General features: G+C 70.0%; 25 protein-coding genes and 1 riboswitch. Of the genes, 16 read left to right on the top strand and 9 right to left on the bottom strand.

The genetic code is table 11. The annotated features are described in order from the left end of the window. Positions 1 to 24: 24 nt before the first annotated feature. Positions 25 to 1,107 (top strand): anthranilate phosphoribosyltransferase, encoded by a 1,083-nt coding sequence (trpD, locus tag ACWDTI_RS06180; RefSeq protein ID WP_449737163.1) that lies wholly within the window; start codon positions 25 to 27, stop codon positions 1,105 to 1,107. A gap of 46 nt (positions 1,108 to 1,153) precedes the next feature. Here trpD and ACWDTI_RS06175 read toward each other — a convergent pair whose 3' ends face one another. Further along, positions 1,154 to 1,429 carry an Lrp/AsnC family transcriptional regulator gene (locus tag ACWDTI_RS06175; RefSeq protein ID WP_449737162.1) on the bottom strand — a complete coding sequence of 92 codons (276 nt, stop codon included), beginning with the start codon at positions 1,427 to 1,429 and terminating at the stop codon, positions 1,154 to 1,156. Positions 1,430 to 1,522: 93 nt separating this feature from the next. After that, entirely contained in the window at positions 1,523 to 3,274 is a 1,752-nt protein-coding gene (locus ACWDTI_RS06170; RefSeq protein ID WP_449737161.1) for a DEDD exonuclease domain-containing protein, read from the bottom strand. A gap of 252 nt (positions 3,275 to 3,526) precedes the next feature. Here ACWDTI_RS06170 and ACWDTI_RS06165 point away from each other — a divergent pair, with 252 nt between their 5' ends. The 5 genes from ACWDTI_RS06165 (at position 3,527) to ACWDTI_RS06145 (ending at position 8,495) form a co-directional block, all read left to right on the top strand. Then, positions 3,527 to 3,757 carry a hypothetical protein gene (locus ACWDTI_RS06165; protein ID WP_449737160.1) on the top strand — a complete coding sequence of 77 codons (231 nt, stop codon included), beginning with the start codon at positions 3,527 to 3,529 and terminating at the stop codon, positions 3,755 to 3,757. Between the two features lie 109 nt (positions 3,758 to 3,866). After that, positions 3,867 to 4,047: riboswitch (cyclic di-AMP (ydaO/yuaA leader) on the top strand. Between the two features lie 14 nt (positions 4,048 to 4,061). Then, the gene (locus ACWDTI_RS06160; protein WP_449737159.1) at positions 4,062 to 4,769 is read left to right on the top strand and encodes a C40 family peptidase; all 708 of its coding nucleotides are present in this window, start codon (positions 4,062 to 4,064) and stop codon (positions 4,767 to 4,769) included. Positions 4,770 to 4,949: 180 nt separating this feature from the next. Further along, positions 4,950 to 5,954: a C40 family peptidase gene (locus ACWDTI_RS06155; RefSeq protein ID WP_449737415.1), complete on the top strand. Its 1,005-nt coding sequence runs from the start codon at positions 4,950 to 4,952 to the stop codon at positions 5,952 to 5,954. A 1-nt stretch (position 5,955) separates the two neighbouring features. Next, complete coding sequence (locus ACWDTI_RS06150; protein ID WP_449737158.1) at positions 5,956 to 7,377, top strand: hypothetical protein; 1,422 nt, start codon at positions 5,956 to 5,958, stop codon at positions 7,375 to 7,377. Further along, entirely contained in the window at positions 7,377 to 8,495 is a 1,119-nt protein-coding gene (locus ACWDTI_RS06145) for a glycosyltransferase family 4 protein (RefSeq protein ID WP_449737157.1), read from the top strand. The genes ACWDTI_RS06150 and ACWDTI_RS06145 overlap by 1 nt, the downstream gene beginning before the upstream one ends. Positions 8,496 to 8,514: 19 nt before the next feature. Here the strand turns inward: ACWDTI_RS06145 and ACWDTI_RS06140 are convergent, their stop codons facing one another. After that, positions 8,515 to 10,314, bottom strand: coding sequence for an AMP-dependent synthetase/ligase (locus tag ACWDTI_RS06140; protein WP_449737156.1), 1,800 nt, complete (start codon positions 10,312 to 10,314; stop codon positions 8,515 to 8,517). Between the two features lie 102 nt (positions 10,315 to 10,416). On the opposite strand from ACWDTI_RS06140, the gene ACWDTI_RS06135 reads away from it, so the two are divergent. The 6 genes from ACWDTI_RS06135 to ACWDTI_RS06110 all read left to right on the top strand — a co-directional run bounded on the left by ACWDTI_RS06135 (position 10,417) and on the right by ACWDTI_RS06110 (position 14,759). Further along, positions 10,417 to 10,878, top strand: coding sequence for a hypothetical protein (locus tag ACWDTI_RS06135; protein ID WP_449737155.1), 462 nt, complete (start codon positions 10,417 to 10,419; stop codon positions 10,876 to 10,878). Next, positions 10,878 to 11,315, top strand: coding sequence for an SRPBCC family protein (locus ACWDTI_RS06130; protein ID WP_449737154.1), 438 nt, complete (start codon positions 10,878 to 10,880; stop codon positions 11,313 to 11,315). The genes ACWDTI_RS06135 and ACWDTI_RS06130 overlap by 1 nt, the downstream gene beginning before the upstream one ends. Positions 11,316 to 11,335: 20 nt before the next feature. Beyond that, positions 11,336 to 12,562: an ArsA-related P-loop ATPase gene (locus ACWDTI_RS06125; RefSeq protein ID WP_449737414.1), complete on the top strand. Its 1,227-nt coding sequence runs from the start codon at positions 11,336 to 11,338 to the stop codon at positions 12,560 to 12,562. A gap of 81 nt (positions 12,563 to 12,643) precedes the next feature. Then, a complete protein-coding gene (locus ACWDTI_RS06120; RefSeq protein ID WP_449737153.1) occupies positions 12,644 to 12,979 on the top strand; it encodes a hypothetical protein in 336 nt (111 codons plus the stop codon). An 11-nt stretch (positions 12,980 to 12,990) separates the two neighbouring features. Continuing rightward, positions 12,991 to 13,962, top strand: a complete 972-nt coding sequence (locus tag ACWDTI_RS06115) for an ROK family protein (RefSeq protein WP_449737152.1) — start codon at positions 12,991 to 12,993, stop codon at positions 13,960 to 13,962. Positions 13,963 to 14,045: 83 nt separating this feature from the next. Then, on the top strand, positions 14,046 to 14,759 hold the full coding sequence (locus tag ACWDTI_RS06110; protein WP_449737151.1) for a lysophospholipid acyltransferase family protein: 714 nt from the start codon (positions 14,046 to 14,048) through the stop codon (positions 14,757 to 14,759). Here ACWDTI_RS06110 and ACWDTI_RS06105 read toward each other — a convergent pair. After that, complete coding sequence (locus tag ACWDTI_RS06105; RefSeq protein WP_449737150.1) at positions 14,690 to 16,051, bottom strand: glycosyltransferase 87 family protein; 1,362 nt, start codon at positions 16,049 to 16,051, stop codon at positions 14,690 to 14,692. The two genes, ACWDTI_RS06110 and ACWDTI_RS06105, sit on opposite strands and share 70 nt — an antisense overlap. A 45-nt stretch (positions 16,052 to 16,096) precedes the next feature. Between ACWDTI_RS06105 and ACWDTI_RS06100 the strand changes: the two genes are divergently transcribed. Next, positions 16,097 to 16,600: a polyadenylate-specific 3'-exoribonuclease AS gene (locus ACWDTI_RS06100; protein WP_449737149.1), complete on the top strand. Its 504-nt coding sequence runs from the start codon at positions 16,097 to 16,099 to the stop codon at positions 16,598 to 16,600. 32 nt (positions 16,601 to 16,632) lie between these two features. Next, positions 16,633 to 18,033 carry a class II 3-deoxy-7-phosphoheptulonate synthase gene (locus tag ACWDTI_RS06095; protein ID WP_449737413.1) on the top strand — a complete coding sequence of 467 codons (1,401 nt, stop codon included), beginning with the start codon at positions 16,633 to 16,635 and terminating at the stop codon, positions 18,031 to 18,033. Between the two features lie 81 nt (positions 18,034 to 18,114). On the opposite strand, the gene ACWDTI_RS06090 is transcribed toward ACWDTI_RS06095, so the two are convergent. Further along, positions 18,115 to 19,314 carry a protein kinase domain-containing protein gene (locus ACWDTI_RS06090; protein WP_449737148.1) on the bottom strand — a complete coding sequence of 400 codons (1,200 nt, stop codon included), beginning with the start codon at positions 19,312 to 19,314 and terminating at the stop codon, positions 18,115 to 18,117. 62 nt (positions 19,315 to 19,376) lie between these two features. Here ACWDTI_RS06090 and ACWDTI_RS06085 point away from each other — a divergent pair, with 62 nt between their 5' ends. After that, positions 19,377 to 19,742, top strand: coding sequence for an Rv2175c family DNA-binding protein (locus ACWDTI_RS06085; RefSeq protein ID WP_449737147.1), 366 nt, complete (start codon positions 19,377 to 19,379; stop codon positions 19,740 to 19,742). A gap of 34 nt (positions 19,743 to 19,776) precedes the next feature. On the opposite strand, the gene mptB is transcribed toward ACWDTI_RS06085, so the two are convergent. Both mptB and ACWDTI_RS06075 read right to left on the bottom strand, forming a co-directional pair. Further along, positions 19,777 to 21,306 carry a polyprenol phosphomannose-dependent alpha 1,6 mannosyltransferase MptB gene (gene mptB / locus ACWDTI_RS06080; protein WP_449737146.1) on the bottom strand — a complete coding sequence of 510 codons (1,530 nt, stop codon included), beginning with the start codon at positions 21,304 to 21,306 and terminating at the stop codon, positions 19,777 to 19,779. Beyond that, positions 21,303 to 22,448: a polyprenyl synthetase family protein gene (locus ACWDTI_RS06075; RefSeq protein ID WP_449737145.1), complete on the bottom strand. Its 1,146-nt coding sequence runs from the start codon at positions 22,446 to 22,448 to the stop codon at positions 21,303 to 21,305. The genes mptB and ACWDTI_RS06075 overlap by 4 nt, the downstream gene beginning before the upstream one ends. 75 nt (positions 22,449 to 22,523) lie before the next feature. Here ACWDTI_RS06075 and metF point away from each other — a divergent pair, with 75 nt between their 5' ends. After that, a complete protein-coding gene (gene metF / locus ACWDTI_RS06070) occupies positions 22,524 to 23,483 on the top strand; it encodes a methylenetetrahydrofolate reductase [NAD(P)H] (protein ID WP_449737144.1) in 960 nt (319 codons plus the stop codon). A gap of 35 nt (positions 23,484 to 23,518) precedes the next feature. Here the strand turns inward: metF and ACWDTI_RS06065 are convergent, their stop codons facing one another. Both ACWDTI_RS06065 and ACWDTI_RS06060 read right to left on the bottom strand, forming a co-directional pair. Next, the gene (locus ACWDTI_RS06065; protein ID WP_449737143.1) at positions 23,519 to 24,445 is read right to left on the bottom strand and encodes an LppM family (lipo)protein; all 927 of its coding nucleotides are present in this window, start codon (positions 24,443 to 24,445) and stop codon (positions 23,519 to 23,521) included. Positions 24,446 to 24,485: 40 nt separating this feature from the next. After that, positions 24,486 to 26,081 (bottom strand): phytoene desaturase family protein, encoded by a 1,596-nt coding sequence (locus ACWDTI_RS06060; protein ID WP_449737142.1) that lies wholly within the window; start codon positions 26,079 to 26,081, stop codon positions 24,486 to 24,488. Positions 26,082 to 26,083: the final 2 nt, after the last annotated feature.

Below are 26,083 nucleotides of genomic sequence, written 5' to 3'. Positions count from 1 at the left end.
TGGTCGCGCACTACTGTTTGTGCGGTGAGCACCGCTGATCCTTCGGCGACCTCGTCGCCCACCCACACCTGGCAACAGATCCTCGGTCGGGTGACCGATCGCATCGACCTGTCCGCCGACGAGGCCGCATGGGCGATGAACGAGATCATGAGCGACGCCGCCACCGGTGCCCAGATCGCCGCGTTCGGCGTCGGCGTCAAGATGAAGGGTGCCGCCCCGGCCGAGTTGCGTGGCCTGGCGGCGGCCATGCTCGAGCACGCCACACCCGTCGAGGTGTCCCGTCCGTGCGTCGACGTCGTCGGCACCGGCGGTGACCGGTCGCACACCGTGAACATCTCGACGATGACCTCGATCGTCATCGCCGCCGCCGGGGTGCCGGTGGTCAAGCACGGCAACCGGGCCGCGTCGTCGAAGAGCGGTGGCGCCGACGTGCTCGAAGCGCTCGGCGTCAACATCACCCTGGGCGCGCCGGCCGTCGCCCGGTGCGTCGACGAACTCGGCATCGGGTTCTGTTTCGCGCCGGTCTTCCACCCCGCGTTCCGTTTCACCGGGCCGCCGCGCAGCCAGATCGGCATCCCGACGGTGTTCAACGTGCTCGGGCCGCTGACCAACCCGGCGCGCCCCGCGCGCGGGCTCATCGGCTGTGCGTTCGCCGACCTCGCGCCGGTGCTGGCGCAGGCGTTCGCCGACCGCGGCAGCGCGGTATTGGTCGTGCGCGGCGACGACGGGCTCGACGAACTCACCACCACGACGACCTCCACCGTGTGGCAGGTGATCGACGGGCAGGTGAATCAATTGACCCTCGACCCGACCGTGCTGGGCATCGCGCGCGTCGAGCTGGCCGAGCTGCAGGGGGGCGACGCGACGGTCAACGCGGCCATCGCCCGGGATCTGTTCGGCGGTGCCACCGGCCCCGTGCGCGACGCCGTGCTGCTCAACGCCGCGGGTGCGATCGTGGCCTTCGAGCAGACCGAACCGATGACCTCGGACGGGCTCGCGGCGGCCATGCGGGACGCCCTGGACCGCGCGGCCGCCGTCGTCGACGACGGGTCGGCCGCCCGCTTGCTCGATCGTTGGGCGACGCTCAGCAACGAACTCGCCGGGTAGCCGGACGGCGCCAGGGTCCCGGGGGTCCGAGGGTTGGGAACGGGGGTCACTCGCCGATCGAGAAGCCGCCTTCGGTATCCGAGCGCGAATAGCTGCGGAATGCGATGTGGGTGGCGCTGTGCAGGACGCCGGGGAGACGGTTGATCTTGCCGGTGACCACGTCCGCGATCTGCTCGTGGTCGCGCACCTTGATCTTCGCGATCAGATCGACATCGCCCGCGCACGAATAGACCTCCGAGACGCCCGGGATGTCGGCGACGGCCTGCGCGGTCTCCGGGATCTGGTGGACGTCGGCGTGGATCAGGACGATGGCGGTGATCATGATTGATCACCCTATCCGGTGCCGCATCCCGCTCGTCGTCGTTCGCGGCCGCCGCGCATGCGGCCCTCTTCCTCCCGCTCGCGGGGCCGCCGGTCATCCGGCGCGTCTCGGTTCGCGGGCCGCGTGCGCGGCCGCCGACCACACCAGCCGACGCTCGGCGCATGCGGCCGGCAGTGCGAACCCCTCGGTCGCGGAGACGATCCGGGTTCCCGGCTCGCCGATCCACCGGTAGATCAGTCCCACCTCCTCGACCGGGGCCCCGCACAGCGGCCCGCTCCCCGGCACGACCGTCTCGCCGGCGGCGACGAGCATGTCCACCACCGGCATCGGCGCCACCCCCCGCCGGGCGACCCCGGCGCTCGCCAGCCGGCCGTGCCGGATCACGGCGAGCTCCCAGCCGCCGCGCTGATCGGGGTGTGCGACCACGAGTTCGGCGATCGCGCACAACGCCCCGAGGCGCTGGCAGCGGGCCAGCGTGTCGATGGTCGCCGAGAGCCGATCCCGTTGTCGCGCAGCGCTTTCGAACATCTGCGCCTCGGCGAGCCGGGTGAGGCGGGCGGTCATCACGTCGAGCAGCGCATCGGAGGAACCGCTCAGCAGCGACTGGGCCGCGTCGATCCGCGGCAGATAGTCGGAGAGGGTCAGTGGCCGGTCGGAGGCCGCCTGGCAGCCGCCGATGCGCGGCCCCCCGACCGACTCCGAACGACACCAGTGATGTGTGGCCTTGCCCAGACGCGTTGTGCAACTGCGTAATCCGGCCGCCGAGGTGATGAGGTCGGCGATCGCGGCGGCCGTCGTCCGGTTACCCACCGGGCCGACCGACACCTCGCCGGGGCGGCGGGTGACCTTCAGCCTGCCGAACCGTTCGGCCGACAGCGTGACCCACCAGCCCCGGTGCGGCTGGGTGGACCGGCGGTTGTAGGCGGGGGCGTGGGCGGCCAGCAGTCGCAACTCCCGGACCCCCGCCTCGAGTGCGTGCGCACACTCGACGTGCTCGACGCGCGTCGCGAGCATGACCATCTCGGCCATCCGGCGTCGCGGATCGTTGCCGGTGAAATACGACATCACCCGACGACGCAGGTCGACCGCGGTCCCGACGTAGAGCACCTCGGCCGACGGGCCGCGGAACAGATAGACCCCCGGGCGCGCCGGCAGGTGCGCTGCCATGGATCGTTTGGCCCGCAGCCGTGGATCGGCCGTGGCCGGCAGGTACGCGGTCAGTTCCCGGTAGGTGCCGACGCCCTGATTGCCGACGCGCTCGAGCAGGTGGTGGAAGACCTCCACGGTCGCGCGTGCGTCGTCGAGCGCGCGGTGGGTGGGCTTCACCGACACCCGGAACAGGTCGGCGAGCGCGGACAGGCGCACCGACGGCGCCTCGTCGCGGGTCAGGATGCGCCGTGCCATCGTCACCGTGCACAGGCCGGCCGCGAACGGCCAGTCGATGTCCAGCCGCGCCGCGTTGTGCCGCAGGAAGCCCATGTCGAACCGGGCGTTGTGGGCCACCAGGATGGCACCGCGCGCGAACTCGACGAACGACGGCAGTACCTCGCCGATGCGTGGGGCGTCGGTGACCATCGCCTCGGTGATCCCGGTGAGCGTCACGATCTGTGGGGGGATGCGGCATCCGGGATCGACCAGGGTGGCGAACTCGCCGATCACCTCACCGCCGCGGATCTTGACCGCCCCGATCTCGGTGATGCGGTCGTCGGTGGGGCTGCCGCCGGTGGTCTCGAGGTCGACGACGACGAGGGTGGTGTCGAACAGTGAGCGATCCGAGTAGTCGTCGCCGTCGTCGAGGTCGGCGAAGGTGAGTTGTCCGTCGGGAGCACGCACACTGCTGGGCACGTCGCGAACACTAGTTCGAAGCCCCGACAGGATCGGGGAGGCGCGGTCCGTTACTGGTGTGACGCCCGGGAAAACTGTGGCATCCGAACTTGTCGGTGGGTGCACCTAGGGTGCGGGGCAGATGACAAACCAAGGGTCGAAGGTCCGTTTCGACCCCGCCGACATACCCAACCGCACGAATTGAGATGGAGATCACAGATGTATATCGATTGCCAGACCTGTCCGGCCCGTCCGGTCGCGTGCGACGGATGCATGATGCAGACCCTTTTCGACGCCCCGAACTGCGAAAACCCGGGCGTCGAGGGCGCCGGAGAGCCCACCTTCGGAGGCCCGGATCCGGACGCCGAGATCGACCTCGCGATCGAGGTATTCGCTTCTGCTGCAATGGTCTCCAATTCCGCTGCACTATCTGCAAGAAACGGGAAAACCACACGTCAGAAGGATGAACGCGGGGTGTCACTCAGGATCCTCAGGGCGGGCTGAGAAGTGGGTCGCTTGTCCGCGGTTTGCGGGTCGGTGGACAGACCCGCATCTCGTTTCGTAACCTTTCCGAGACCTTTGCAGAGCGTCCCGCTCCAACCGGAGTGGTCTGGATAGGTCACCGCTCAATCGCCCGTGAGGGCGAACCGGGGAACCATCTTTTTCGGAACGATCCGATTGGGGTGAGTCGCGCATGCCCGGAGCCGTTTCGCACGGCGCCGAAGCACGCGTGTAGGGCCATTCTTCCGGCCCGAACCCGACAGCTAACCCGGTAGGCGGTCGAGGGAGACCAAGGAGAATTCGCTTCGTGGCCAAACATCGTTTGGAACAGCCCAGTCGCGGCGGCAAGGTGGCCAAGCGCGCAGTCGTAGCCGGTTCGATCACCGTCGGATCGCTCGCCGCGGTCGCCGGACCTGCGCTCGCCGCGCCGATCCACGTCCCGAACATCGGCACGTTCGATCTGCCCGGGGTGAACACCAAGCAGATCCCCCAGCAGTTGCAGAAGTCCAAGGTTCCCGTCGCGAAGCCCACCCCGGTGGCCAAGGCGCCGGGTGCGACCGTGCAGATCCCGAACCTCGGGTCCTTCACCGTGCCGGGACTCAACCAGAACCAGATCCCGCGTGAGCTGCAGCCCAACGGTGGCGGCGCCGGCGGGGGTCTCTTCGGCGGTCGAACCGTTGCGCAGAAGGCTGTTTCGGTGGCGGAGAGCAAGATCGGTTCGCCGTACTCCTACGGCTCGGCCGGTCCGAGCGCCTTCGACTGCTCGGGCCTCGTCTACTACTCGTACAAGCAGGCCGGCAAGACCATCCCGCGCGACAGCTACGGTCAGTGGGGCGGCGGTCGCGGTGTCTCGCTCGCCGACGCCAAGCCGGGCGACGTGTTGATCTTCAACGGCGGCGGCCACGCCGGCATGTACATCGGCAACGGCATGTTCGTCCACGCCTCCACCTACGGTGTGCCGGTCAAGAAGGACTACGTCAAGAACTGGTCCGTGACCGCGGTGCGGCGCTACTGAGCGCGGACCGACCGGTGAGCGTTGGGTTTGGGCGGGTCACGCGACGGGCGTGAGCCGCCCAAACGGCCCTCCGGGTGTCATCGGAGGACGGAAAGCGGTGGAGGAGAAGTGAAGTCCGTGGGTACCGGATGGATGTCCGGGCGTCAGAGATCGGCTCGGCCGGTGATCGCCGCCGTGGGGATGGCCGCCGTCATCGCCGTCGGACAGTTCGGGCCGGCCGCGACCGCGGGTGAGGCGGCCGCAGCGCCCGTGCGCAGCGCCGATCAGTTGCTCGTCGACTACAAGAAGCTGAACGTCGAGGCCGAGAAGTCCGCCGAGGCGATGCACAACGCGCAGATCGAATACGACAAGCAGCGTGGCATCGTGGCGAGTGCCCGGAAGGCGTCGGCGGCCGCCGACGCCACACTGGGTGCCACCCAGAAGCGACTCGATCTCTATCAGGGCCGGGTCGACTCGGTGGTGCGTGCGAGCTACAAGGGTGCGCGCGTCAACCGGCTCTACGCCGTGCTGACCAGCGACTCACCGCAATCGCTGCTCGATCAGATGTCCGGTCTCGAACTGGTCTCCCGACAGGCCGCCGCCGACCTGAAAGACCTCAAGGCCGCCCGCAAACAGACGCTGAGCGCCAAGGCCGCCGCCGACCAGACCGCCGACGCGGCGACGACCGCGGTGGCCGCGGCCGAACGGATCCGCGGCGATCTCCAGGCCAAGCAGGCCGATCTGCAGCTGCAGGCGATCCGCATCCGTGCGATCTACGGATCGATGACCGGCCGGCAGCTCGCCGCGCTCGCCGGACCCACGTTCGACTTCGACCCGCGCATCGTGCCCAAGGGCACCGCACCCGAACTCGTCGCCGTCCAGGCGGCGCTGAGCCGCATCGGTGACCCGTACGTGTGGGGCGCCACCGGTCCGAGTTCGTTCGACTGCTCGGGCCTGATGGTGTGGGCGTATCGGCAGGCGGGCCGAACCCTGCCACGATCCAGTGAGGCGCAGAACGGCGCCGGCACGCCGGTGTCGCGGAACGATCTGCGGCCGGGAGACCTGATCATCTACTACTCGGACGCACATCACGTCGGCATGTACGTCGGCGACGGCTACGTGATCCACGCGTCGACGTTCGGCGTGCCGGTGAAGGTCGTGCCGATCGATCAGGCCGGACCGTTCAATTCGGCACGCCGATACTGAGGTGCCGGTACCAGGCGCCATGCGGGCGCTGTCGGCCACGCTCGGTACGGTTCTCGTCGTGACGATCTCCGCGGTGGGCTGTGCGCGTTCCGAATCCGGCCCGCCGTCGTCGAGTCCGTCGACGACGGCGACCAGCACGACGACCGCGGCCAACGTCTACGAGCAGCAACGGGCCGACGGCGTGCAGACCACCCTCGACGGGCTCGGCGCGGCGATCGTGGCCGGTGACACGGCCCGCATCGATCAGCTCGTCGATCCGGCGGCGACGCCCGCCTTCCGGGCACGGATCGACACCGCCGCCGCCAATCTGTCCCGGCAAGGGGTGATCAGCGATCCGCCGCCGGCCGCGCAGCCGCGCGGAGAACGGTTGCAGCTCAAGATGTTCCGCTACCAGCTCGCGCCCACCGAGGAAGCCGAGACACTGGTCCCGGGTGAGCTGCAGCGCACGCTCGACGCCGCGGGCAGCTCCGATTCGTGGGTCGCCCCGGTCGAACTCCACTACGCCCTCGGGGGTTCGGCGTTGCCGGGCATCGACGAACCCGAGGTGGTGGTGCCCACGCAGTTCGTGATGGCCCGCTACGGCGATGACTGGAAGGTCGTCGGTGACTCGGCGGCGATCGGCGGTGCGCCCGCGCCCGCCACCCTGGTCGACCTCGACGGCCTGGCAGCCGACGACGTCCGGACCGCCGGCGGCGAGTCGGTGATCGCCTCGTATCCGGGTACCGCGGACACCGTCGAGGATCTGCGGGGACTGCTGCCCGACGCGGTCGAGCACGTGTCGGCATTCTGGGGTGACGACTGGCCGCGCCGCGCGGTGGTCGTCGCGACGGCGCGCCCGGCCGAATTCCGTGCGCTGGCCGACAGTTCCGCGACCGACGTCACCGGTGCGGCGGCCGCCACGGTGTTTGCCCGCATCGACTCCGACACCCACACCGCGACCGGCCAGCGCATCGTGCTGACGCCGAGCGCCGGCGATCTGCCGGCACCGGCGCTGGCGGTCGTGCTGCGCCACGAGCTCACCCATGTCGCCGCCCGCGCGCAGACGTCACCGTCGGCGCCGCTGTGGATCACCGAGGGGGTGGCCGAATACGTCGGACGTAAGGGCACCTACACCCGATTCGACGACGCCGCTCCGAATCTGGCCGACGACGTGCGTGCCGGCCGACTCCCGGTGGCGCTGCCCGCCGATCGTGACCTCGCCGTCGATTCCGACGACGCACTCGTCGCCTACCAGGCGGCATGGTCGGTGGCCGCCTACGTCGCCGAGCGCTACGGCGACGCCGGGTTGCGCAAGCTCTACGTCGCGGTGGCTGGCACCGACGACCCGAAACGCCGAGACGTCGGGATCCAGCAGGCGCTCGGGGTGTCGTCGGCGCAGCTGGTCGCCGACTGGCGGAGCTGGCTGACCAAGCAGGTGCGGTGATGAACCGGACACTGTTGCTCACCAACGACTTTCCGCCTCGGCCCGGCGGCATCCAGTCGTACCTGCACAACCTCGTCGACCTGCTGCCGCCCGACGACGTCGTGGTGTACGCGCCACGCTGGCGCGGCTGCGAGGAGTTCGACGCGGCCGTCCCGTACACCGTCGTCCGGCATCCGACGACGCTGATGCTGCCCACCCCCTTCGTCGCGCGCCGCGCCGCGGACATCGTCGCCACCCATGACATCTCGACGGTGTGGTTCGGGGCCGCGGCGCCGCTGGCGGTCCTCGCCCCCGCCATGCGCGCCGCGGGCGCCACCCGCGTCATCGCGAGTACGCACGGGCACGAGGTGGGCTGGTCGATGCTGCCCGTCGCCCGGCAGGTACTCGGCTACATCGGCAGGCACGTCGACGTCGTCACCTATGTCAGCCGCTACACCCGCGGCCGGTTCGCCTCCGCGTTCGGTGCGCAGGCCGCGCTCGAATACCTGCCTCCCGGTGTCGACACCGACCGGTTCCGGCCGGATCCGGAAGCACGACAACGAATCCGGGAACGCCACCACCTCGGTGACCGGCCGACGGTGCTGTGTCTGTCCCGCCTGGTCCCGCGCAAGGGACAGGACGTGCTGATCCGGGCGCTGCCGTTGATCCGGCGGGAGATCGGCGACGTGGCGCTGCTGATCGTCGGCGGGGGACCGTACTCGGAGAAGCTGCACGAGATCGCTCGCGAGGCAGGCATGTCCGACCACGTGATCTTCACCGGTTCGGTGCCCGGCGACGAGCTGCCCGCCTACCACAATGCGGCCGACGTCTTCGCCATGCCGGCGCGTACCCGCGGCCGCGGCCTCGACGTCGAGGGATTCGGCATCGTCTACGTCGAGGCGTCGTCCTGCGGCGTCCCGGTGGTAGCCGGGGCGTCGGGCGGCGCGCCGGAAACCGTGCAGGAGGGGGTCACCGGCACCGTCGTGGACGGCACCGATGTCGACGCCGTGGCGCTGGCGATCACCGCGATGCTGTCCGACCGGGCGGCCGCAGCGCAGCTCGGCCGCAACGGCCGCGAGTATGCCGTCGGTCACCTGCAGTGGCGGCACGCGGCCGCGCGACTGCGACAGCTGTTGTGAGACAACAGCTGTCCTCTGGTCACCTCTGGTAGATCGCCTCGATCGCGTCCGAGTGGTTGTCGACGACGACGTTGCGCTTCACCTTGAGGGTGGGCGTCATCTCGCCGCTCTCCTCGGTGAAATCGTCGGGCAGGATACGGAACTTCTTGATCGCCTCGGCGTGTGACACGGTCTTGTTCGCCTCGTCGACCGCGGCCTGGATCTCCGCGACGAGATCGGGATCGGTGGCGAGGTCGGCCACCGACGCGGACTCGGGCTTGTTGTTGCGCTGCTTCCACGCCGGGAAGGATTCGGGATCGATGGTCACCAGTGCCGCGATGAACGGCTTGGCGTCGCCGATCACGAGTGCCTGCGAGACGAGCGCGTTGGCGCGGATGACGTCCTCGAGGCCGGCCGGCGACACGTTCTTGCCGCCCGCGGTGACGATCAGCTCCTTCTTGCGGCCGGTGATGGTGATGAAGCCGTCGTCGTCGACGGTGCCGAGGTCGCCGGTGTGGAACCAGCCGTCCTCCAGGGCCGCCTCGGTGGCGTCGGGGTTCTTCCAGTACCCGGCGAACACCACGCCGCCCTTCAGCATCAGCTCGCCGCCGTCGGCGACGCGAACACTGTTGCCGGGCAACGGTTTTCCGACAGTGCCGACCTTCACCTCGCCGGGCGTGTTGACCGCGAAGGCGGCCGTCGTCTCGGTCAGCCCGTAGCCTTCGAACACCGGGATGCCGATGCCCCGGAAGAAGTGTCCGAGACGCGCGCCGAGCGGTGCACCACCCGAGACGGCGCATTCGCACTCTCCGCCGAGTGCCGCGCGCAGCTTCCCGTAGACCAGGCGATCGAAGATCGCATGCTTGACCTTCAGCAGCGGTCCGACCGATCCCCGCTCGCTGGCCTGCGAGTACGCGACCGCGGTGTCCGCGGCGAGGTCGAAGATCCTGCCCCGGCCGCTGTCGTGCGCGCTCTGGCGGGCCGTGTTGTACACCTTCTCGAACACGCGCGGCACCGACAGGATCAACGACGGCCGGAACCGGGCGAACTCGGGCACGAGGTTCTTGGTGTCTCCGTAGAAGCCGACCTCGACGTCGGATTCGATGGCGACGAGGGTGATCGCGCGGGCCAGGACGTGTGCCAGCGGCAGGAACATCAGCAGCCGCTTGTCCGGGCCGAGCATGGTGGTCATGCTGGTGGCCAGCACACCCTGGATCTCGGAGAGCATGTTGGCGTGGGTGAGATCGACGCCCTTGGGACGTCCGGTGGTCCCGGAGGTGTAGATCAGGGTGGCGGGGTCCGTGGCGCGCAGTCCCGCGCGGCGTTTGGCCACCTCGTCGTCGTCGATGCCGGCACCCGCCGCCTCGAGTTCGGCCAGTGCGCCCTGTCCACCCGCGGCCGGGTCGATCTGGAAGACCTTCACCGACAGCCCCTCGACGGTCTCGAAGGTGGCGCGGTGGGCGTCGTCCTCGACCACGATCATCGTCGCCGCGGAGTCCTTCATGATCCATTCGATCTGCGGGCCGGACGACGAATCGTAGATCGGCACCGGCACACCGCCGGCCGACCACACCGCGAAGTCGACGAGGCTCCACTCGAGACGGGTGCTCGACAGGATCGCCACCCGGTCGCCGGGCTGCACCCCTTCGGCGATGAATCCCTTGGCGAGCCGAAGCACCTGATCGGCGAAATCGGCGGCACGCATGGGCACCCATTCGGAACCCTGCTTACGTCGCACCACGGTCTTGTCCGGGTTCTTCTCGGCGAGTCCGAAGATGATGTCCGTGCAGTTCGCGTTCTCCGGGATGGAGAAGTGCGCCTGCGCGCTGAACTCACTCATCGAGTGCCCTTTCGCCGTGCGGTCACCTGCGATCGTAGTAGGCATCCGACAACCCCCGATGTCGCGTCTGCCAGGTCTGCTGTCCGCGGTGGGCCGCAATGTGTGAAGCTAGTGGTCGTGACGAGTATTCAGGTGGCCGATGAGACATTTGTCGCCGCCGCACCGTCGCTGGTGGCTGCGGTGGTCGGCGACCGGGCGAACTGGCGTCGCTGGTGGCCGGACCTCGAACTGTCGGTGTCGCAGGACCGGGGAGCGCAGGGAGTGCGGTGGAGCGTCGGGGGAGCGGTGACCGGGACGATGGAGATCTGGTGCGAGCCGGTGCTCGACGGCTTTGTGCTGCATTACTTTCTGCATGCGGAGCCGGCCACGCAGCCACCGACCTGCGACCGCGACCGATCGGAGTGGCTCGCCGAGGGGAACCGTGAGCGCCGCGTGGCGGGCAAGATGATGTCGTTCGAGGTGAAGGACCGCCTTGAGGCCGGGCGTATCGTCGGCGGACCCGCGATCGCCGACGACGAGGTCGACGAGTCCGGCGACGCCGCCACCGACAAGGCGGTGGTGTGATGGCCGACTTCACCGAACGGTCGATCGTCGTCAACGCGGACGCCGAGGACGTCATGGCGGTGATCGCCGACTTCGAACACTATCCCGACTGGGTGTCGGCGGCCCGCGACGTCACGGTCACCGAGATCGCCGCCGACGGGCGCGCATCGGTGGTCAAGTTCGTCCTCGACGCCGGTGTCCTGCAGGACACCTACGTGTTGTCCTACGAGTGGGGTGCCGACGGGACCTCGGTGTCCTGGCGCCTGGTGAGCAGTGACCTGCAACGTGATCAGCGTGGGAAATACGTTCTCACACAGCAGGTTCCGGGGTCGACCAAGGTCACCTACGAGTTGATGGTCGACCTGCTGGTGCCGATGATCGCCCAGTTGAAACGCCGTGCCGAGAAGGCCATCACCGAGAGCGCGCTCAACGACCTGAAGAAGAGGGTCGAAGACTGATCGATCTCACCCCCATCCATCTGGTGATCGGCCCGGGTGGCGCCGGCGTCTCGATGACCGCGGCCGCCGCGGCGCTGGGCAAGACGGCGCCCCGTCGCGGTGACGCCGGTGCGACCGTGTCGCCGATCGGGGCGCCCGCGCACGACACGCTCCTGATCACCGCCGATCGCTGGTCGCCGACGGCCCGGCTGCTCGGTGTCTTCCGCACGCCCAACGAACCCGTCGTGGTGTCGAGCCGGCTGCATCTGCTGTCCCTGGACCGGCTCGCCCTGCTCGAGGGCACCTGGTCGCAGTTCACCGCGGTGCTGTCGGAGACGATCGGGCGATCCAAGATCTCGTTGCCCGGTGTGGGGGCACTGGCCGAGATCGACGCGGGCGAACTCGCCACCCTGCCGGGCGTCGAGGACTTCCTGACCCTGCGGCGGATTCGCGACGAGGCGGTCAGCGGCCGGTGGCACCGGATCGTCGTCGACGGATCGGGAATCGGGGACCCGTTCGAGTTCCTGCGCGCGTCGTCGGTCCTCAGCCAGACGCTGAACCGCTTGTGGCCCAGGCACCGGCGCCTGGCCATGGCCGCCGAGCGGCCGGTGCTCGCCCAGCTGACCGCGGCGGTCGACGCGATCGACCGCGACTGCCTCGACATCACCGAGCTCGTCACCGATCCGCATTGTGCCGCAGTACATCTCGTCGTCGCCGGGGACGATCGAGGGGCCCGCGTGCTCCCGCACCTGCTGGCCACGGTCGACGTGATGGGGCTGGCGTTGCGCTCGGTGATGGTCAACCACGGCACCGTCACCGGATCCTGCGAGGCGACCGGGATGCGGGCGTCGGCGGTGCGTGCGATGGTGGATGCCGACGACAACGACGTGGCGGTCACCGAACTGCCGCTGGTCCCCGCTCCGATCGACCGGGCGGCCCGCCTCCGCAAACTGGCGGTGGCGCTGCCCACCCCCAACGGCCATCTCTGGGGGTCGGGAGCGGCCCGGGTGACCGAGATCACGGGGTCCGAAGGGGCCACCGGTGCCGATCCCGAATACGAGCTGACCTGGCGACAGCGTCTGCCCGAACCGGACAGCCTGCGACTGGGCCGGTCCGGCGACGATCTGCTGGTCACCGTCGGCGGCTTCCGGCATCCGGTGCGGCTACCGTCGGTGCTGCGCCGCTGCATCGTCACCGACGCCGCCTGGGACGGCACCGAGCTCTCGATCCGGTTCGAGCCCGACCCGGCGCTGTGGCCCAAACGCTGACGCTTGTGGCCCAAACGCTGACCGAAGCCTCTCGGGGGGTCGCGTAGACTACTGCCGGAGCTGGACAGGAGAACTCCCCAAATGACCTCGGACGACAGGACTGCCGGCGACCCGGTGCGGGATCTGCTGCTCGGCGTCGCCGCGCAGATAGATCAGCTCGCCACGATGTTCGCACCCGGTCCCCGTGGTGCCGGCGCAACGGCGGCGGGCGCGTCGTCGATCACCGACATGACCGGTGAGATCGCCTCGCTGCTCGCCGAACTCGGCGATGTGCTGGCCCGGCTGATCGCCGCGTTGATCGCGATTCTGGAGGCGGTCGCCACCGCGCTCCGCTCGACCCCCGCAACCGGCGCGGACGCCGTCCCGCACTACCAGGCCATCGCCGTGCGGATACTCGGTCCCGACGGGAGGGGTTAGGACGTGTCCCCATGGGCGACTTGACGATCGGCATCGACATCGGCGGCACCAGCGTGCGCGCGTCGGTGGTCGATCCGCACGGCGCGATGCTCGACACCCTGCGCGCGGCCACCCCGCCGACCGCGAGCGCTCTGGAACACTGCCTCGATCGACTGGTCGCCGAACTGACGTCGCGCTGGGCCGCAAAGGCGGTCGGCCTGGCGATCGCCGGCTTCCTCACCCCGGACCGTCAGGTCATCCGGTTCGCCCCGCACCTGCCGTGGCGGGAGGCGCGGGTGGCCGACGACATGACCGCGCGGATCGGCATGCCGGTGTTCCTCGAACACGACGCCAACGCCGCCGCGGTGGCCGAGTGGCGGTTCGGTGCGGCCGCGCGTGGCAAGAACTCGCTCGTGCTCGCGATCGGCACCGGCATCGGGGCGGGACTGCTCCTCGACGGCGAGATCTATCGCGGCAGTTACGGGGTGGCCCCCGAACTCGGCCACCTGACCATCGTTCCCGGCGGCCGGCCGTGCTCCTGCGGCAAACTCGGTTGCTGGGAAAGGTATTGCAGCGGAACGGCTTTGGTGGACACCGTGGTCGAGCTGCTGGCCGACGGCGACTGGGGCCGCAGTCAGCTCGCCGCCGATGTCGCCGCCGACCCCGGGTCACTGACCGGACGCCGGGTGGCGCGGGCGGCGGCCGACGGCGACGCCGTCGCGATCGCCGCCTATGCCCAGTTCGCCGCCTCGCTCGGCCAGGGCCTGGCGATGATCGCCGACATCTTCGATCCCGACCTCATCGTGCTCGCCGGCGGCGTCGGTGCGTCGTCGGGACTGTTCCTCGACGAGGCGCGGGAACACTACGCGCGCCTTGTCACCGGCGCCGGACACCGCCAGCTCGCCCGCATCCGGGGCACCCAGCTCGGCGAGAGTGCTGGCGTGGTCGGAGCGGCAGAGGTTGCGCGGCAAGGTATCGCGGCCGCACTGCGCAATGTGGTCTGACTCAACCTGACCCGAGAGTATCGTTCCCGTTGGGTATGGTCTGGTGGACGACAAGCGGCGAGGCGAGAAATCGGAGACGTGGAATGTGGTACTGGTCGTTCAAGCACGTGCTGTTGGGTCCCCTGTTGCGGGTCCTCGGACGGCCGAAGATCGAAGGGCTGGAGAACATTCCGACGCAGGGGCCGGCCATCCTCGCCAGTAACCACCTGGCCGTGATGGACAGTTTCTACCTCCCGCTGATGGTGCCCCGCCGCATCTACTTCCTGGCCAAGAGTGAGTACTTCACCGAGCCCGGGATCAAGGGCGGTTTCAAGAAGTGGTTCTTCACCTCCGTCGGACAGATCCCGATCGACCGGTCGGGTGCCGAGGCCGCCGCGGGCGCGCTGACGGCGGCCCGCCGGCAACTCGAGGCCGGCAAGCTGATGGGCATGTACCCCGAGGGCACCCGCTCGCCCGACGGCCGTCTCTACAAGGGCAAGACGGGACTGGCGCGGGTCGCGCTGGACACCGGGGTTCCGGTGATCCCGGTCGCGATGATCAACACCGACAAGCTGAATCCGCCCGGATCGGTCATCCCGCGGCCCGCGCGGATCGTCGTCCGGGTCGGCAAGCCGCTGAACTTCGCGCGCTACGAGGGCATGCAGGGCAACCGGTTCATCGAACGCGCGGTGACCGACGAGATCATGTACGAGCTGATGCAGCTGTCCGGTCAGCAGTACGTCGACATCTATGCCGCGTCGCTCAAGGAGCGCAAGGCCGACACGCCCGCCCCGGACGCGCCCGCGTCGGCCGCCTGACCGGAGATCCGCGGCGGCAACCGCCACACCGCCACGAGGACGGCGAGCCCCCACAGCGAATACGAGTTGCCGATGAGGTGATCGAGCACCGACCAGTGCCGCACCGCCGGGGACAAGAACTGGAAGGGTCCGAGCGCGAAGATGACCAGCCCGGTCGCGGCGAGCACCGCATAGGTGGCGCGGGCGGTGCGATCGGTGCTGCGCGCCGCGATCACGGCCGCGGTCATCATCAGCGGAATCGACCACACCCAGTGATGCGCCCACGAGGTCGGCGACACCAGTAGTCCCCACACGGCGACCACACACGTCACCAGCACCGCCGACACCCGCGCCGACGCGTCGCCGGCCGGATCGGTGATCGCGGCGAACGACCGCACCGGCCGGCACGCCCGGATCGCGGCGACCGCCAGCACGCTCACCACGATCGAACTCGCCACCCACAGCATCTGCTGGGCCGACTGGTCGCCGGGGACCAGGCGGATCCACATCGCGTTCAGGTTCTGGTTGATGCGGCCGGCCGGGTCACCGATGCGGGTGGTGTTCAGCAGGGTGTGGGTCCAGTAGCCCACGGAATCGGCGGGCAGCCAGATCCAGGCGAGGACACCGGCGCCGAGGAAGGTGAGCACCGCGGTCAGCGCCGCGCGCCACTGCCGTGCGGCGAGGAACACCGCGACGAACATCATCGGCGTCAGCTTCACCGCCGCCGCCAGGCCGGTCAGTGCACCGCGGAACGGGCCGGTGGCCCGCGCGCGGCCGAGGACGAAGATGTCGACGACGATCATCGCCATCAGCACGATGTTGATCTGGCCGAACCCGAGCGTCATCCACATCGGGTTGAGCCACACCGCTCCGGCCGCGACGGCCATCGCCAGCCACCAGCGGTTGTCGCGTGTCCCCAGCGAGAGCATGCCCGCCACGATGTGCACGATGATCACCGTCAGCGCCACCGTGAGCAGTGACATCAGCCACCCCGCCACGTCGAGACCGAGCGCGCCGAGCGGGACGAACCCGAGCGCGGCGAACGGGGGATAGGTGAACGGCAGCCAGATCCCGTCGCTGGTGAACGGCATCGAGCCGTCCGCGTAGAGGCTCTGGCCGTGTTGCCAGATCTGGGCGCCGAGCCGGTAGACATCCAGGTCAATGCGGGTGCGGGTGCCGAAACTGGAGGTGAACGGGATGCCGACGATCTGCAGGGTGGCCGAGACGGCGAAGCCCACGCCGATGGCCGCACGCACCCGACGCGACGGCGTCCATCGGTGCAGCCACGCATCGGCGGCGGTCAGGTAGGTCATGCTCTCGGCGATTCTGTCGTTCCCTCGGGTGTGAATACTGTGGGTATGCGGTTCTTCTATGACTCGGAGTTTATCGAGGACGGCGCCACCATCGATCTGATCTCGATCGGTGTCGTCGCCGAGGACGGTCGTGAATTCTACGCGGTGTCCACGGAGTTCGATCCCGGGCGGGCCGGTGACTGGGTCCGCGCCAACGTCCTGCCCAAGTTGCCCTCGCCGTCGTCGTCGGCCTGGCGCAGCCGCCGGCGCATCCGTGAGGACCTCTACGACTTCCTCACCGAGACCGACGACGACGTCGAACTGTGGGCGTGGGTGGGCGCATACGACCACGTCGCGCTCTGCCAACTCTGGGGTTCGATGACCGCGCTGCCCCGGGCGCTACCGCGGTTCACCCGCGAACTGCGCCAGCACTGGGAGGCGGCCGGGCGGCCGTCGCTGCCGCCGTCGCCGCGCGACGCGCACGACGCGCTGACCGACGCACGACACAATCTGGTGCGGTGGCGGACCATCGAGTCCGCGCGGGGTGGCACCCCGGCCCGGCGGGCCTGATCGGACCGCGGCTGAACTACCCTGTATCCGTGGTGACCAACTGGACCGTAGACGTTCCGATCGACGAACTCCCCGAGCTCCCGCCGCTCCCCGGAGACCTGCAGGCACGGTTCGACGACGCGATCTCGCGGCCCGCGCTCCAGCAGCCGTCGTGGCCGGCCGACGAGGCCCGCAAGATGCGCACCGTCCTCGAGAGTGTCCCGCCGATCTGCATGCCCGCCGAGGTCGAGAGCCTGTCCGCGCAGCTCGCCGAGGTCGCCGAGGGGCGCGCGTTCCTGTTGCAGGGCGGCGACTGCGCCGAGACGTTCGCCGACAACACCGAACCGCACATCAAGGGCAACATCCGCACCCTGCTGCAGATGGCCGTGGTGCTCACCTACGGCGCGAGCCTGCCGGTGGTGAAGCTGGCGCGTATCGCCGGTCAGTACGCCAAACCGCGGTCGTCGGACACCGACGCACTCGGACTGCTGTCGTACCGCGGCGACATGGTCAACGGTTTCCCCGCCGACGAGGCCGTGCGTACGCACGATCCGTCGCGCCTGGTCCGCGCGTACGCCAACGCGGCGGCGGCGATGAATCTGGTACGCGCGCTGACCGGCTCGGAGGCCGACCTGCGGCGCGTGCACCTGTGGAACCGCGAGTTCGTGCGGACCTCGCCGGCCGGTGCGCGGTACGAGGCGCTGGCCTCGGAGATCGACCGCGGACTGCGGTTCATGGACGCCTGCGGCGTCACCGACACCAACCTGGAATCCGCCGCCATCTTCGCCTCCCACGAGGCGCTGGTCATCGACTACGAACGGGCGATGCTGCGGCTGGCCGACAAGCCGGCCGGCGCCGAGAGCGGTGAGAAGGTGCTCTACGACCTGTCCGCGCACTTCCTCTGGATCGGTGAGCGCACCCGCCAGCTCGACGGCGCGCACATCGCGTTCGCCGAGCTCATCGACAACCCGATCGGCGTCAAGATCGGCCCCACGACGACCCCCGAGCAGGCCGTCGAATACGTCGAGCGGCTCGACCCGCACAACAAGCCCGGGCGCCTGACCCTGGTGGCGCGGATGGGCAACAACAAGGTCCGCGACGTGTTGCCGCCGATCGTGGCGGCAGTCGAGGCGACCGGGCACAAGGTCATCTGGCAGTCCGATCCGATGCACGGCAACACCCATGAGGCGTCCACCGGCTACAAGACGCGTCACTTCGACCGCATCGTCGACGAGGTGCAGGGGTTCTTCGAGGTGCACCACGCGCTCGGCACCCATCCGGGTGGCGTGCACATCGAACTGACCGGCGAGGACGTCACCGAATGTCTCGGTGGCGCACAGGACATCTCCGACCTCGACCTGGCCGGCCGCTACGAGACCGCGTGTGACCCACGGCTGAACACCCAGCAGTCGCTGGAACTCGCCTTCCTCGTGGCCGAGATGCTGCGCGGATAGCGCGGCGCAGCGCGGCCCGGGGCCGGGATCAACTCAAGTAGGTCGCGCCGGCCCACCATGCGGTTCTCCGGCGGGCCGGGATCAACTCAGGTACGTCGCGCCGGCCCACCACGCGATGGCCCCGGCGGCGGCGGCGATCAGCAGAACCACGGTGAGCCACACGAGCACCCGCATCGCGCCGCCCTCGTCGGGTTCGACCGGCGGCCGGCGTGGTGCGACGTCGGCGCGGGCCGGCCGCGCGACCGCGGGCGGGGGAGCGTCCGGTGTCCGCGACCTCGCAGCGGCGGCGGGTGCAGGCATCTCGGCGACCTCGGGACGCGACTGGACGCGTGTGTGCCGGCCGGACGGCGGTGGTGGCGCGGCGCCGGCCGCGCGGTATCGGGCCACGGTCTCGCGCTCGGCCGAGCGCCGCGGCGCGGGCACGGTGAACGGTGGGAGGTCGAGGTCGTCGGCCGCGGCCAGCACCGCCTCGCGCATGGCGAAACCGTCGGCGTAGCGATCCGCCGGGCGCCGCTCGGTCGCCCGCAGGACGATCTCGTCGAATTCCTCGGGGACACCGGCGACCACGTCACCCGGGGCGGGGACGTCGTAGCCGAGCCGCTGATACGCCAGCGCCAGAGGGGTGTCGCCACGGAAAGGTGTTCGGCCGGTGAGCAATTCGAACAGCATGACACCCGTCGAGTACACGTCGCTGCGGGCATCGGCGTCGCCGGACTCGACCTGTTCGGGTGACAGGTAGGCGGCGGTCCCGAGGATGACGCTGGCCGACGTGACCCCTGCCTCGGCGACCGCGCGCACCAGCCCGAAATCGGCCACCTTCACCTCGCCGGCGTCGGAGATCAGCACGTTCTCCGGTTTCACGTCGCGATGCACCAGGCCCGCCGCGTGCGCGGTCCCCAGCCCGCCGAGGACCGGATCGGCCACCGCCACCACCGCGTGCGGCGGCATCGGACCGCGTTCACGCAACAACTCCCGCAGACTGCCGCCCTCGACGAGTTCCATCACAAGGAACGCGATCTCGTTGTCGATGCCCTGGTCGTACACGGCGACGAGGCCGGGGTGTTTGAGCCCGGCCACCGCACGGGCCTCGAACTCGAAGCGCCGCAGGAACAGCGGGTCCGCGCTGTAGCGCGGGTCCATCACCTTCACCGCGACCGATCGTCCCAGCCGCAGGTCCACCCCCAGGTAGACCGCCGACATGCCACCGCGCGCGATCGGCGCATCGATCCGATAGCGTCCCTCGATGGTCGAACCCAACAGGGTGTCGGCGGGAGGCGTCACGTGCCTGAATCTACCGGCAGTTCCGCCGGAATCTGCGAGGGCGAGCCGGTACGCTCTGGCACGTGGGTTCCGTTCCGCTGTCGCAAGACACACTCCCGTCCGATACCGAGACCTTGACCGTCGACGAGGCCGCTGCCCGCCTGCGGGTGTCCACCAATCGCGTCCGCACGTTGATCCGCGATCACCAGCTGCTCGCGGTGTCCCGCGACGGCGCGCCGGCGATCCCGGCGGTGTTCTTCGACGATCTCGGGATCACCAAGCACTTCACCGGCCTCGTCGACGTGCTGCTCGACGGCGGCTACAGCCGCGACGAGGTGCTGACGTGGCTGTTCACCACCCAGGACGATCTCGGGATGCATCCCGCCGCGGCACTGCACACCCATTCGGCCCGGGAGGTCATCCGCCGCGCGCAGGCGCAGGCATTCTGAATCGCACTCTGAATCCTGTTGTCCGGCAGGGTGGTCAGACGCGGGACCCGGTGCCGGCGAACCAGTCGGTGAGGCGCCGCAGCCGGAGCGGGTCCTCCCGGAGCAGCGAGACCGCGGCGAGCACCGACAGCGCCGCCGCCAATGCCGTCTCCGGCAGCTTGTAGAACAGGATCGAATCGTCGGGCTGGAACACGATCAGCATGAACACCGACACCCCGACGACGATCGCGCGCACGCGCCCGGGCAGGGTGAACGCTGCCGCGAAGTACAGCGCCCACGTGTAATACCAAGGGAGCGTGGACGGTTCGAGCAACAGGACGGCCACCATGGCCAACCCCAGACCGGCCATCGCGGAACGCTCGTCGCGACGACACCGCCACCACAGCGCCACCAGCACGACGGCGAGGGCCACCGAACCGATCGCGCGCGTGACCGGCAGCACTGCTTGGAGATTCACGGCGGTGAACGGGGCGGCGGCGATGGTGACCAGGTGGCCGGCGAGCGTGGGCAGTGTGAACCAGTTGATGATCCGGTCGGCCCAGCCGAGTCCGGTCAGCCAGCCCAGGCCGAGACCGACGACGGCGGTGCAGGCCGCGAACACCGCGAGCGGAACCACCACCACCGCGGCGAATACGCCGAGCACGTCGCGCGGTGTGACCGGACGGCGAGAGCGGATGTGTGACAACCAGATCCACACGACGAACGGGATCGCGATGCCCGCGGTGATCTTGATGGACACCGCCAGGCCGAGCATCAGCAGGCCCGGCACATGCCGCCCGATCACCGCGAGGGTGACCCCGGTGACCGCCACGCCCATCATCAGGAGTTCGACGTGGCTGCCCGCGACCAGGTGGATGAGCACCATCGGATTGCACAGGGCCAGCCACAACCCGTCCTGCCCGGATGCACCGAAATGGCCGGCGAGTCGGGGAATCGCCCAGAGCGCCAGCACAAGTCCCGGCAACAGGACCAGCCGCATCACATAGACGCCGGCAATCGGATGTTCCCCGGTGATCGCCGTGACGACCCGCGTCAATCCGACGAACAGCGGGCCGTAGGGCGCGGTGGTGGCCGCCCACACCTGCGCCATGCTGTCCACCAGCGGTCCGGGCAGGTGCGCGGGCCCGTCGGCGTAGGGGTTATAGCCGGCACCGAATACCGCGCCCTGACCGAGATAGGCGTAGACGTCGCGACTGTAGACCGGCACCCCGATCGCCAGTGGCGTCGCCCACGCGATCACCGCCGACCGCATCGCCCGCACCGACGGCACCGGCCCGCCGGACAGCAGCCGCCGTCCGGTCCGCACCCAGGCGATCACCATGGTCGCCACACCGATCCAGAAGATGGTGCCGAACAACGTCTTTCCGTGTCCGTAGGTGATCGCGTCCAGCCCGAGATCCTGTGCGAGCGTGTTGTTGCGGGCGATGTCGCCGACCCCGAAACTGCCGAGGCAGACCAGGAGTGCTCCGACGAAACCGAGGACCAGGTCGGCGAATCCCGGTTCGCGACGCAGCGTCACCCGGCCGGGTGGTTCGGTCGAGACCGTGTCGTCGCGGATGGTCATGTCGCGCGGTGGGCGATGCGGCGGGCGAACGCGGTGAGCTCGGAGCGGACCGGTTCGGCGATCGGTGCCGAATCGAGAGTGCCCAGTGCCGCGTCGAGCAGTCCGGAGATCTCCCGTTCGATCTCGTCGACCGCACCCACGTCGGTCAGGATCGCCCGCGCGCGCCATACCTCGTCGTCGGTCAGATCACGGCCGACGAGGTCGCGCAGTTCGGCGGCCAGCCCGGCATCGCGGTCGGCGGCCCGCGCGAGTCCGATCGCGAGCAGCGCGGTCCGCTTGCCCGCGACGAGGTCGTCGCCGGACGGTTTGCCGGTGCGGACCGGATCGCCGAACACCCCGAGCAGGTCGTCGCGCAGCTGGAACGCGATCCCGAGATCGTGGCCGACCGACCGCAGCGCATCGATCAGCGGCATCGGGGCACCGGCCAGCGTGGCACCGAGTTCGAGGGGGCGGGCCACGGTGTAGGCCGCCGTCTTGAACTCCATCACCCGATACGCGGAGGACACCGACTCGTCGCCGCCGGCCTCGTTGACGATGTCGAGGTACTGGCCGCCGAGCACCTCCGTGCGCATCGACGACCAGACCCGGCCGACCGCCGCGGGCAACGGCCGCGGGGCCGGCCGTGCCACGTCCTCGCCAGGGTGATGGCCGTGCACCAGGTCGTCGGCCCACGCCAGCGCGAGATCGCCCATCAGGATCGCGGCCGAGACACCGTGGTGGAGCGGGTCGCCCGCCCACCCGTCGTCGCGGTGTGCGGACTCGAACACGCGGTGTACGGTCGGATGTCCGCGCCGGGTGTCCGACCGGTCGATGATGTCGTCGTGGATCAGCGCGCACGCCTGGATCAGCTCCAGCGACGCGGCGACCCGCAACGCATCCGAGGGTTGGGGCGACCGGGGATCGTCGGACGGCGCGCGATCGTGCGCCGACGACCCGGCAAGCCAGCCCGCGACGGCGAACACCGGCCGCACCCGTTTGCCGCCCTGCATCACGAAGTCGCGCACCACCTGCCCGGCCTGCCCCACCCGGGGATCGATGGCCGCGGCGGCGGGTACCGCCGCATCGAAGAAGCCGTCGAGGACCGCTTCGACGGCTACGGGCACCTGGTCGAGCGAGGTCGGGACGCGTGGGCCGGAGGTCACATCTCTCAGGCTAGGGCAACCGATCCGGGTACCGGTCGTCGCGATGCCCCCACCTGCGGTCCGTACACTGTTGCGGTGACCTCAACATCCGTGGCCCCCTCGATCGTCGAACGGCTCGCCGCGCCGCATCGCGGCCCGATCCCGTTCTCCGTCGAGTTCTTCCCGCCCAAGGATGCCGAGGCCGAGGCGCGCCTGTGGCGCGCGGTCCGGACGTTCGAGCGACTCGGACCCGCGTTCGTCTCGATGACCTACGGCGCGGGCGGCTCCACCCGCGACCGGACGGTCCGCATCACGGGCGAACTCGCCGCCCAGACCACTCTGCTGCCGGTGGCCCACCTGACCGCGGTCAACCACAGCGTCGACGAACTGCGTGCACTCGTCGGCGCCTACGCCGATCAGGGCATCACCAACATCCTCGCGCTGCGCGGGGACCCGCCCGGCGACCCGCTCGGCGACTGGGTACGCCATCCCGACGGCGTGGAATACGCGGAGGACCTCGTGCGGCTCATCGAGGAACTCGGTGACTTCCACGTGGGCGTCGCGTCCTTCCCCGAGGGCCACCATCGTGCGCCCGACCTCGAGCACGACACCCGTGCCCTGGTGAACAAGCTCCGCGCCGGCGCCGAGTACTCGATCACGCAGATGTTCTTCGACGTCGAGCACTACCTGCGACTGCGCGACCGGCTCGTCGCCGCCGATCCGGAGCAGGGTGCCAAACCGATCATCCCGGGCATCATGCCCATCACGTCGCTGGCCACGGTGCGCCGCATGGCGGAGCTCTCCGGATCGGTGATCCCCGACGACGTCCAGGAGCGGTTCGCGCGGGCGGCGGGCGACGGGCCCGACGAGAACCGCGAGGCGGTGCGTGCCGAGGGCATCGACTTCGCCACCGAGACCGCCGAGCGGCTCATCGCCGAGGGTGCGCCGTGCCTGCATTTCTGCAGCCTCAACTTCGCCAAGGCGACCAGTGAGGTGCTCGAACGGCTCGGCGTCGACACGTCGTCGGCGCTGCCCGTCACCCGGGCCGCGTCCTGACGCTGCGCTGGTCGTGACCCGGCGCCCGTCCTGACTCAGCTCTTACCGGTGCCGGCCGCAGTCGCGGTGTCCGTCGCCGAAGTGTCTGTCGCCGCAGTGTCCGTCCCTGCAGCCCCCGTCGCCGTGTCAGTCGGGGTATCGGCGCGCTCGCCAGAAGTCGAGCTGCCCTCGGCGTCCGTGCCCTCTTCGGAGTCCGATTTCGCGGGGTAGCGCGGTCGGCCGGGGCGCGGGCTGCGGTCCCGTTTGACATACGCCAGGCGGGCCACGATGGCCACGGTGATCAGGCACACCAGTGCCAGGAACCACGACCAGCTGCTGACCGCTGCGGTGGCCGGGTCCGGATAGGTCGCATCCGCGCTGAACATCGCGGTCTTCCCGGACTCGGGTGTCCAGGTCACCGTGCGATCGCCGATCTGATTGCCGTTCTGCGCGGTGATCGGGCCGTCGAAGGTCACGGTCAGCTCGACGAGGTCGCGCGTCGGGTTGAGGTCGGTCAGGTCGGCACTCCCGCGGAACCGGACGACGTCGCCGCTGCGGGTGGAGGTCAGATCCATGCTCATCGCCGAGTCGCCGAACGAGCTGGCGACGATGTCGCCGAGCTGGCCGAACTGGCCGGCGGTCAGTTCGCTGAACGACGCCTCGGTGCCGACCCGCGCCGGCGCGGCCTGGGCGCCCGCCCCGGGCGCCGCGCTCGGGGCCGCGCCACCGGCGCCGGGAGAGGCGCTCGCCGGCGCCGATGAGTAGTCGCGCAGCGTGATCCGCGATGCCATCGACTGCGGGATGTCGAGTTTCGGTGCACCCCGCGGATTGTCGGGGGAGGTGGCGACGATGACCGTGCCGGAGTAGCGGTCGCCGACGTTCGTCGATCGCTGGAGACACCCCGAGAGCAACGGCACCGAGCCCACCAGGCACAGCAGCATCAGAAACGTGGACCAGCGAAATGACGAACGCACGCTGCTCATGGTGCCAGACCGCGCCTACCGCGGGTGCCCGACGCACCGGTTATCGGCGCAGCGCCAGGTGCGCGGCGATCCGGCCGCTCGCGCCGGTCACGCCGCCGCCGGGGTGCGTGGAGGCGCCGGCCAGCAGTACTCCGTCGGCTCCCGGCACCCGGTGGCCGGAGAGGTCGGGTGACGGGCGCCAGAAGAACATCTGGTCGATGGTCATCTCCACGTGCATGATGTTGCCGCCCACCAGGCCGATCTCGGATTCCAGATCGGCCGGGGTCTGGACATGACGGTGTTCGATGTGGGCGCCGAAGCCCGGTGCGTACCGGTCGACCTCGGCGATGATCGCGTCGGCCGCCGACGACGCGACGGTCGACCAGGTGATGCCGTCGGCCAGGCGGTACGGATGCCACTGCGCCCAGACGGTCACCAGATGCTTGCCGGCGGGGGCCAGCGACGGGTCGATCGCGGAGAAGCTCATCGCGAGACAGGCGGGACGCCGTGGCAGTTCGCCGACGGCCGCGGCCGCATGCGCCCGGCGCAGCTGGGCACGATCGGTGACGAGCAGACCGAGCGCCGAGTGCACACCGTGCGCGGGCAGATCCGACGGCAGATCCGGGTACGCGGGCAGCGCGTCGGTGCCGAGCCGCACGGCCATCCCGATGCCGTCGCCGACGGTGATCTCGCGGCGCCACCGCCGCAGGGTCGCGGTGTCGAATCCGCCGGACTCCAGCAGGTCGAGCGTGGTCAGCACGTGGCAGGCCGCGACGACCGTCCTGGCGCAGTGTTCGCCGGCCGCGGTCTCGACACGCCAGTGATCGCCGCAGCGCCCGATGGCCGTGGCCGCCGCACCCAGCACGACGTCGCCACCGTCGGCGTTCAGCCGCCGCAGCAGTGCCTCGGTGAGCGCGCCGCTGCCGCCGACGGCCCGGCCGGGCGGCAGGTCGTGCTGCAGGGCGGCGAAGCCGATCATCGGTGCGGTTCCCGGCGCAGTCATGGGCGGCCCGGACTGCGCGCCGAACCAGGCCAGCGCGGCCTTGAGCGGTTCGGCGTCGAACCAGCGATCGAGCAGGGCGTCGCCCGATGCCATCAGTTCCTGGGTGAGCGAGAGCATCGTGCCCGTCCGCCGCCCGATCACCCCGGTGCGGGCGGTGGTCGCGGTGCCGGTCAGCCGGCCGAAGGAGCTCGCCACCCGGCCGGCTCCGGCCGATCCGTAGAACGACCGCATCATCGCCCGTGCCCGCGGGCGCCACACGTCGACGAAGCGCCGGTAGGCGTCCGCGTCGGCAGGGCCCACCGCCCGCTCGATGGACGCGCACGTGGCGTCGAGATCGGTGCGGAAGACGATCGGCGCGGTCGTCTCGGTGGCCGGACTGAACGCCCAGGGGTCGCAGTCGAGGTAGCGCAGGCCGTGGTCGGCGAGGGAGAGCTCGTCGAGGATCGGGGAGTGCCGGATCATCAGGTGCGCCGACGATCCGCGGTCGACCCGGTATCCGGGGAACCGCTCGACGGTGGACACCGCCCCTCCGGGCACCTCGTCGCGGTCGATCACCCGCACCGACCGGCCGGCCTGCGCCAGGTAGGCGGCCGCGATCAGTCCGTTGTGACCGGCACCGACGATCACGGCGTCGATCGGGCGATGGGTGGTCACCG

The organism is Gordonia sp. NPDC003424, from assembly GCF_053588655.1.
This window is presented reverse-complemented; position numbering and strand designations above follow the sequence as displayed.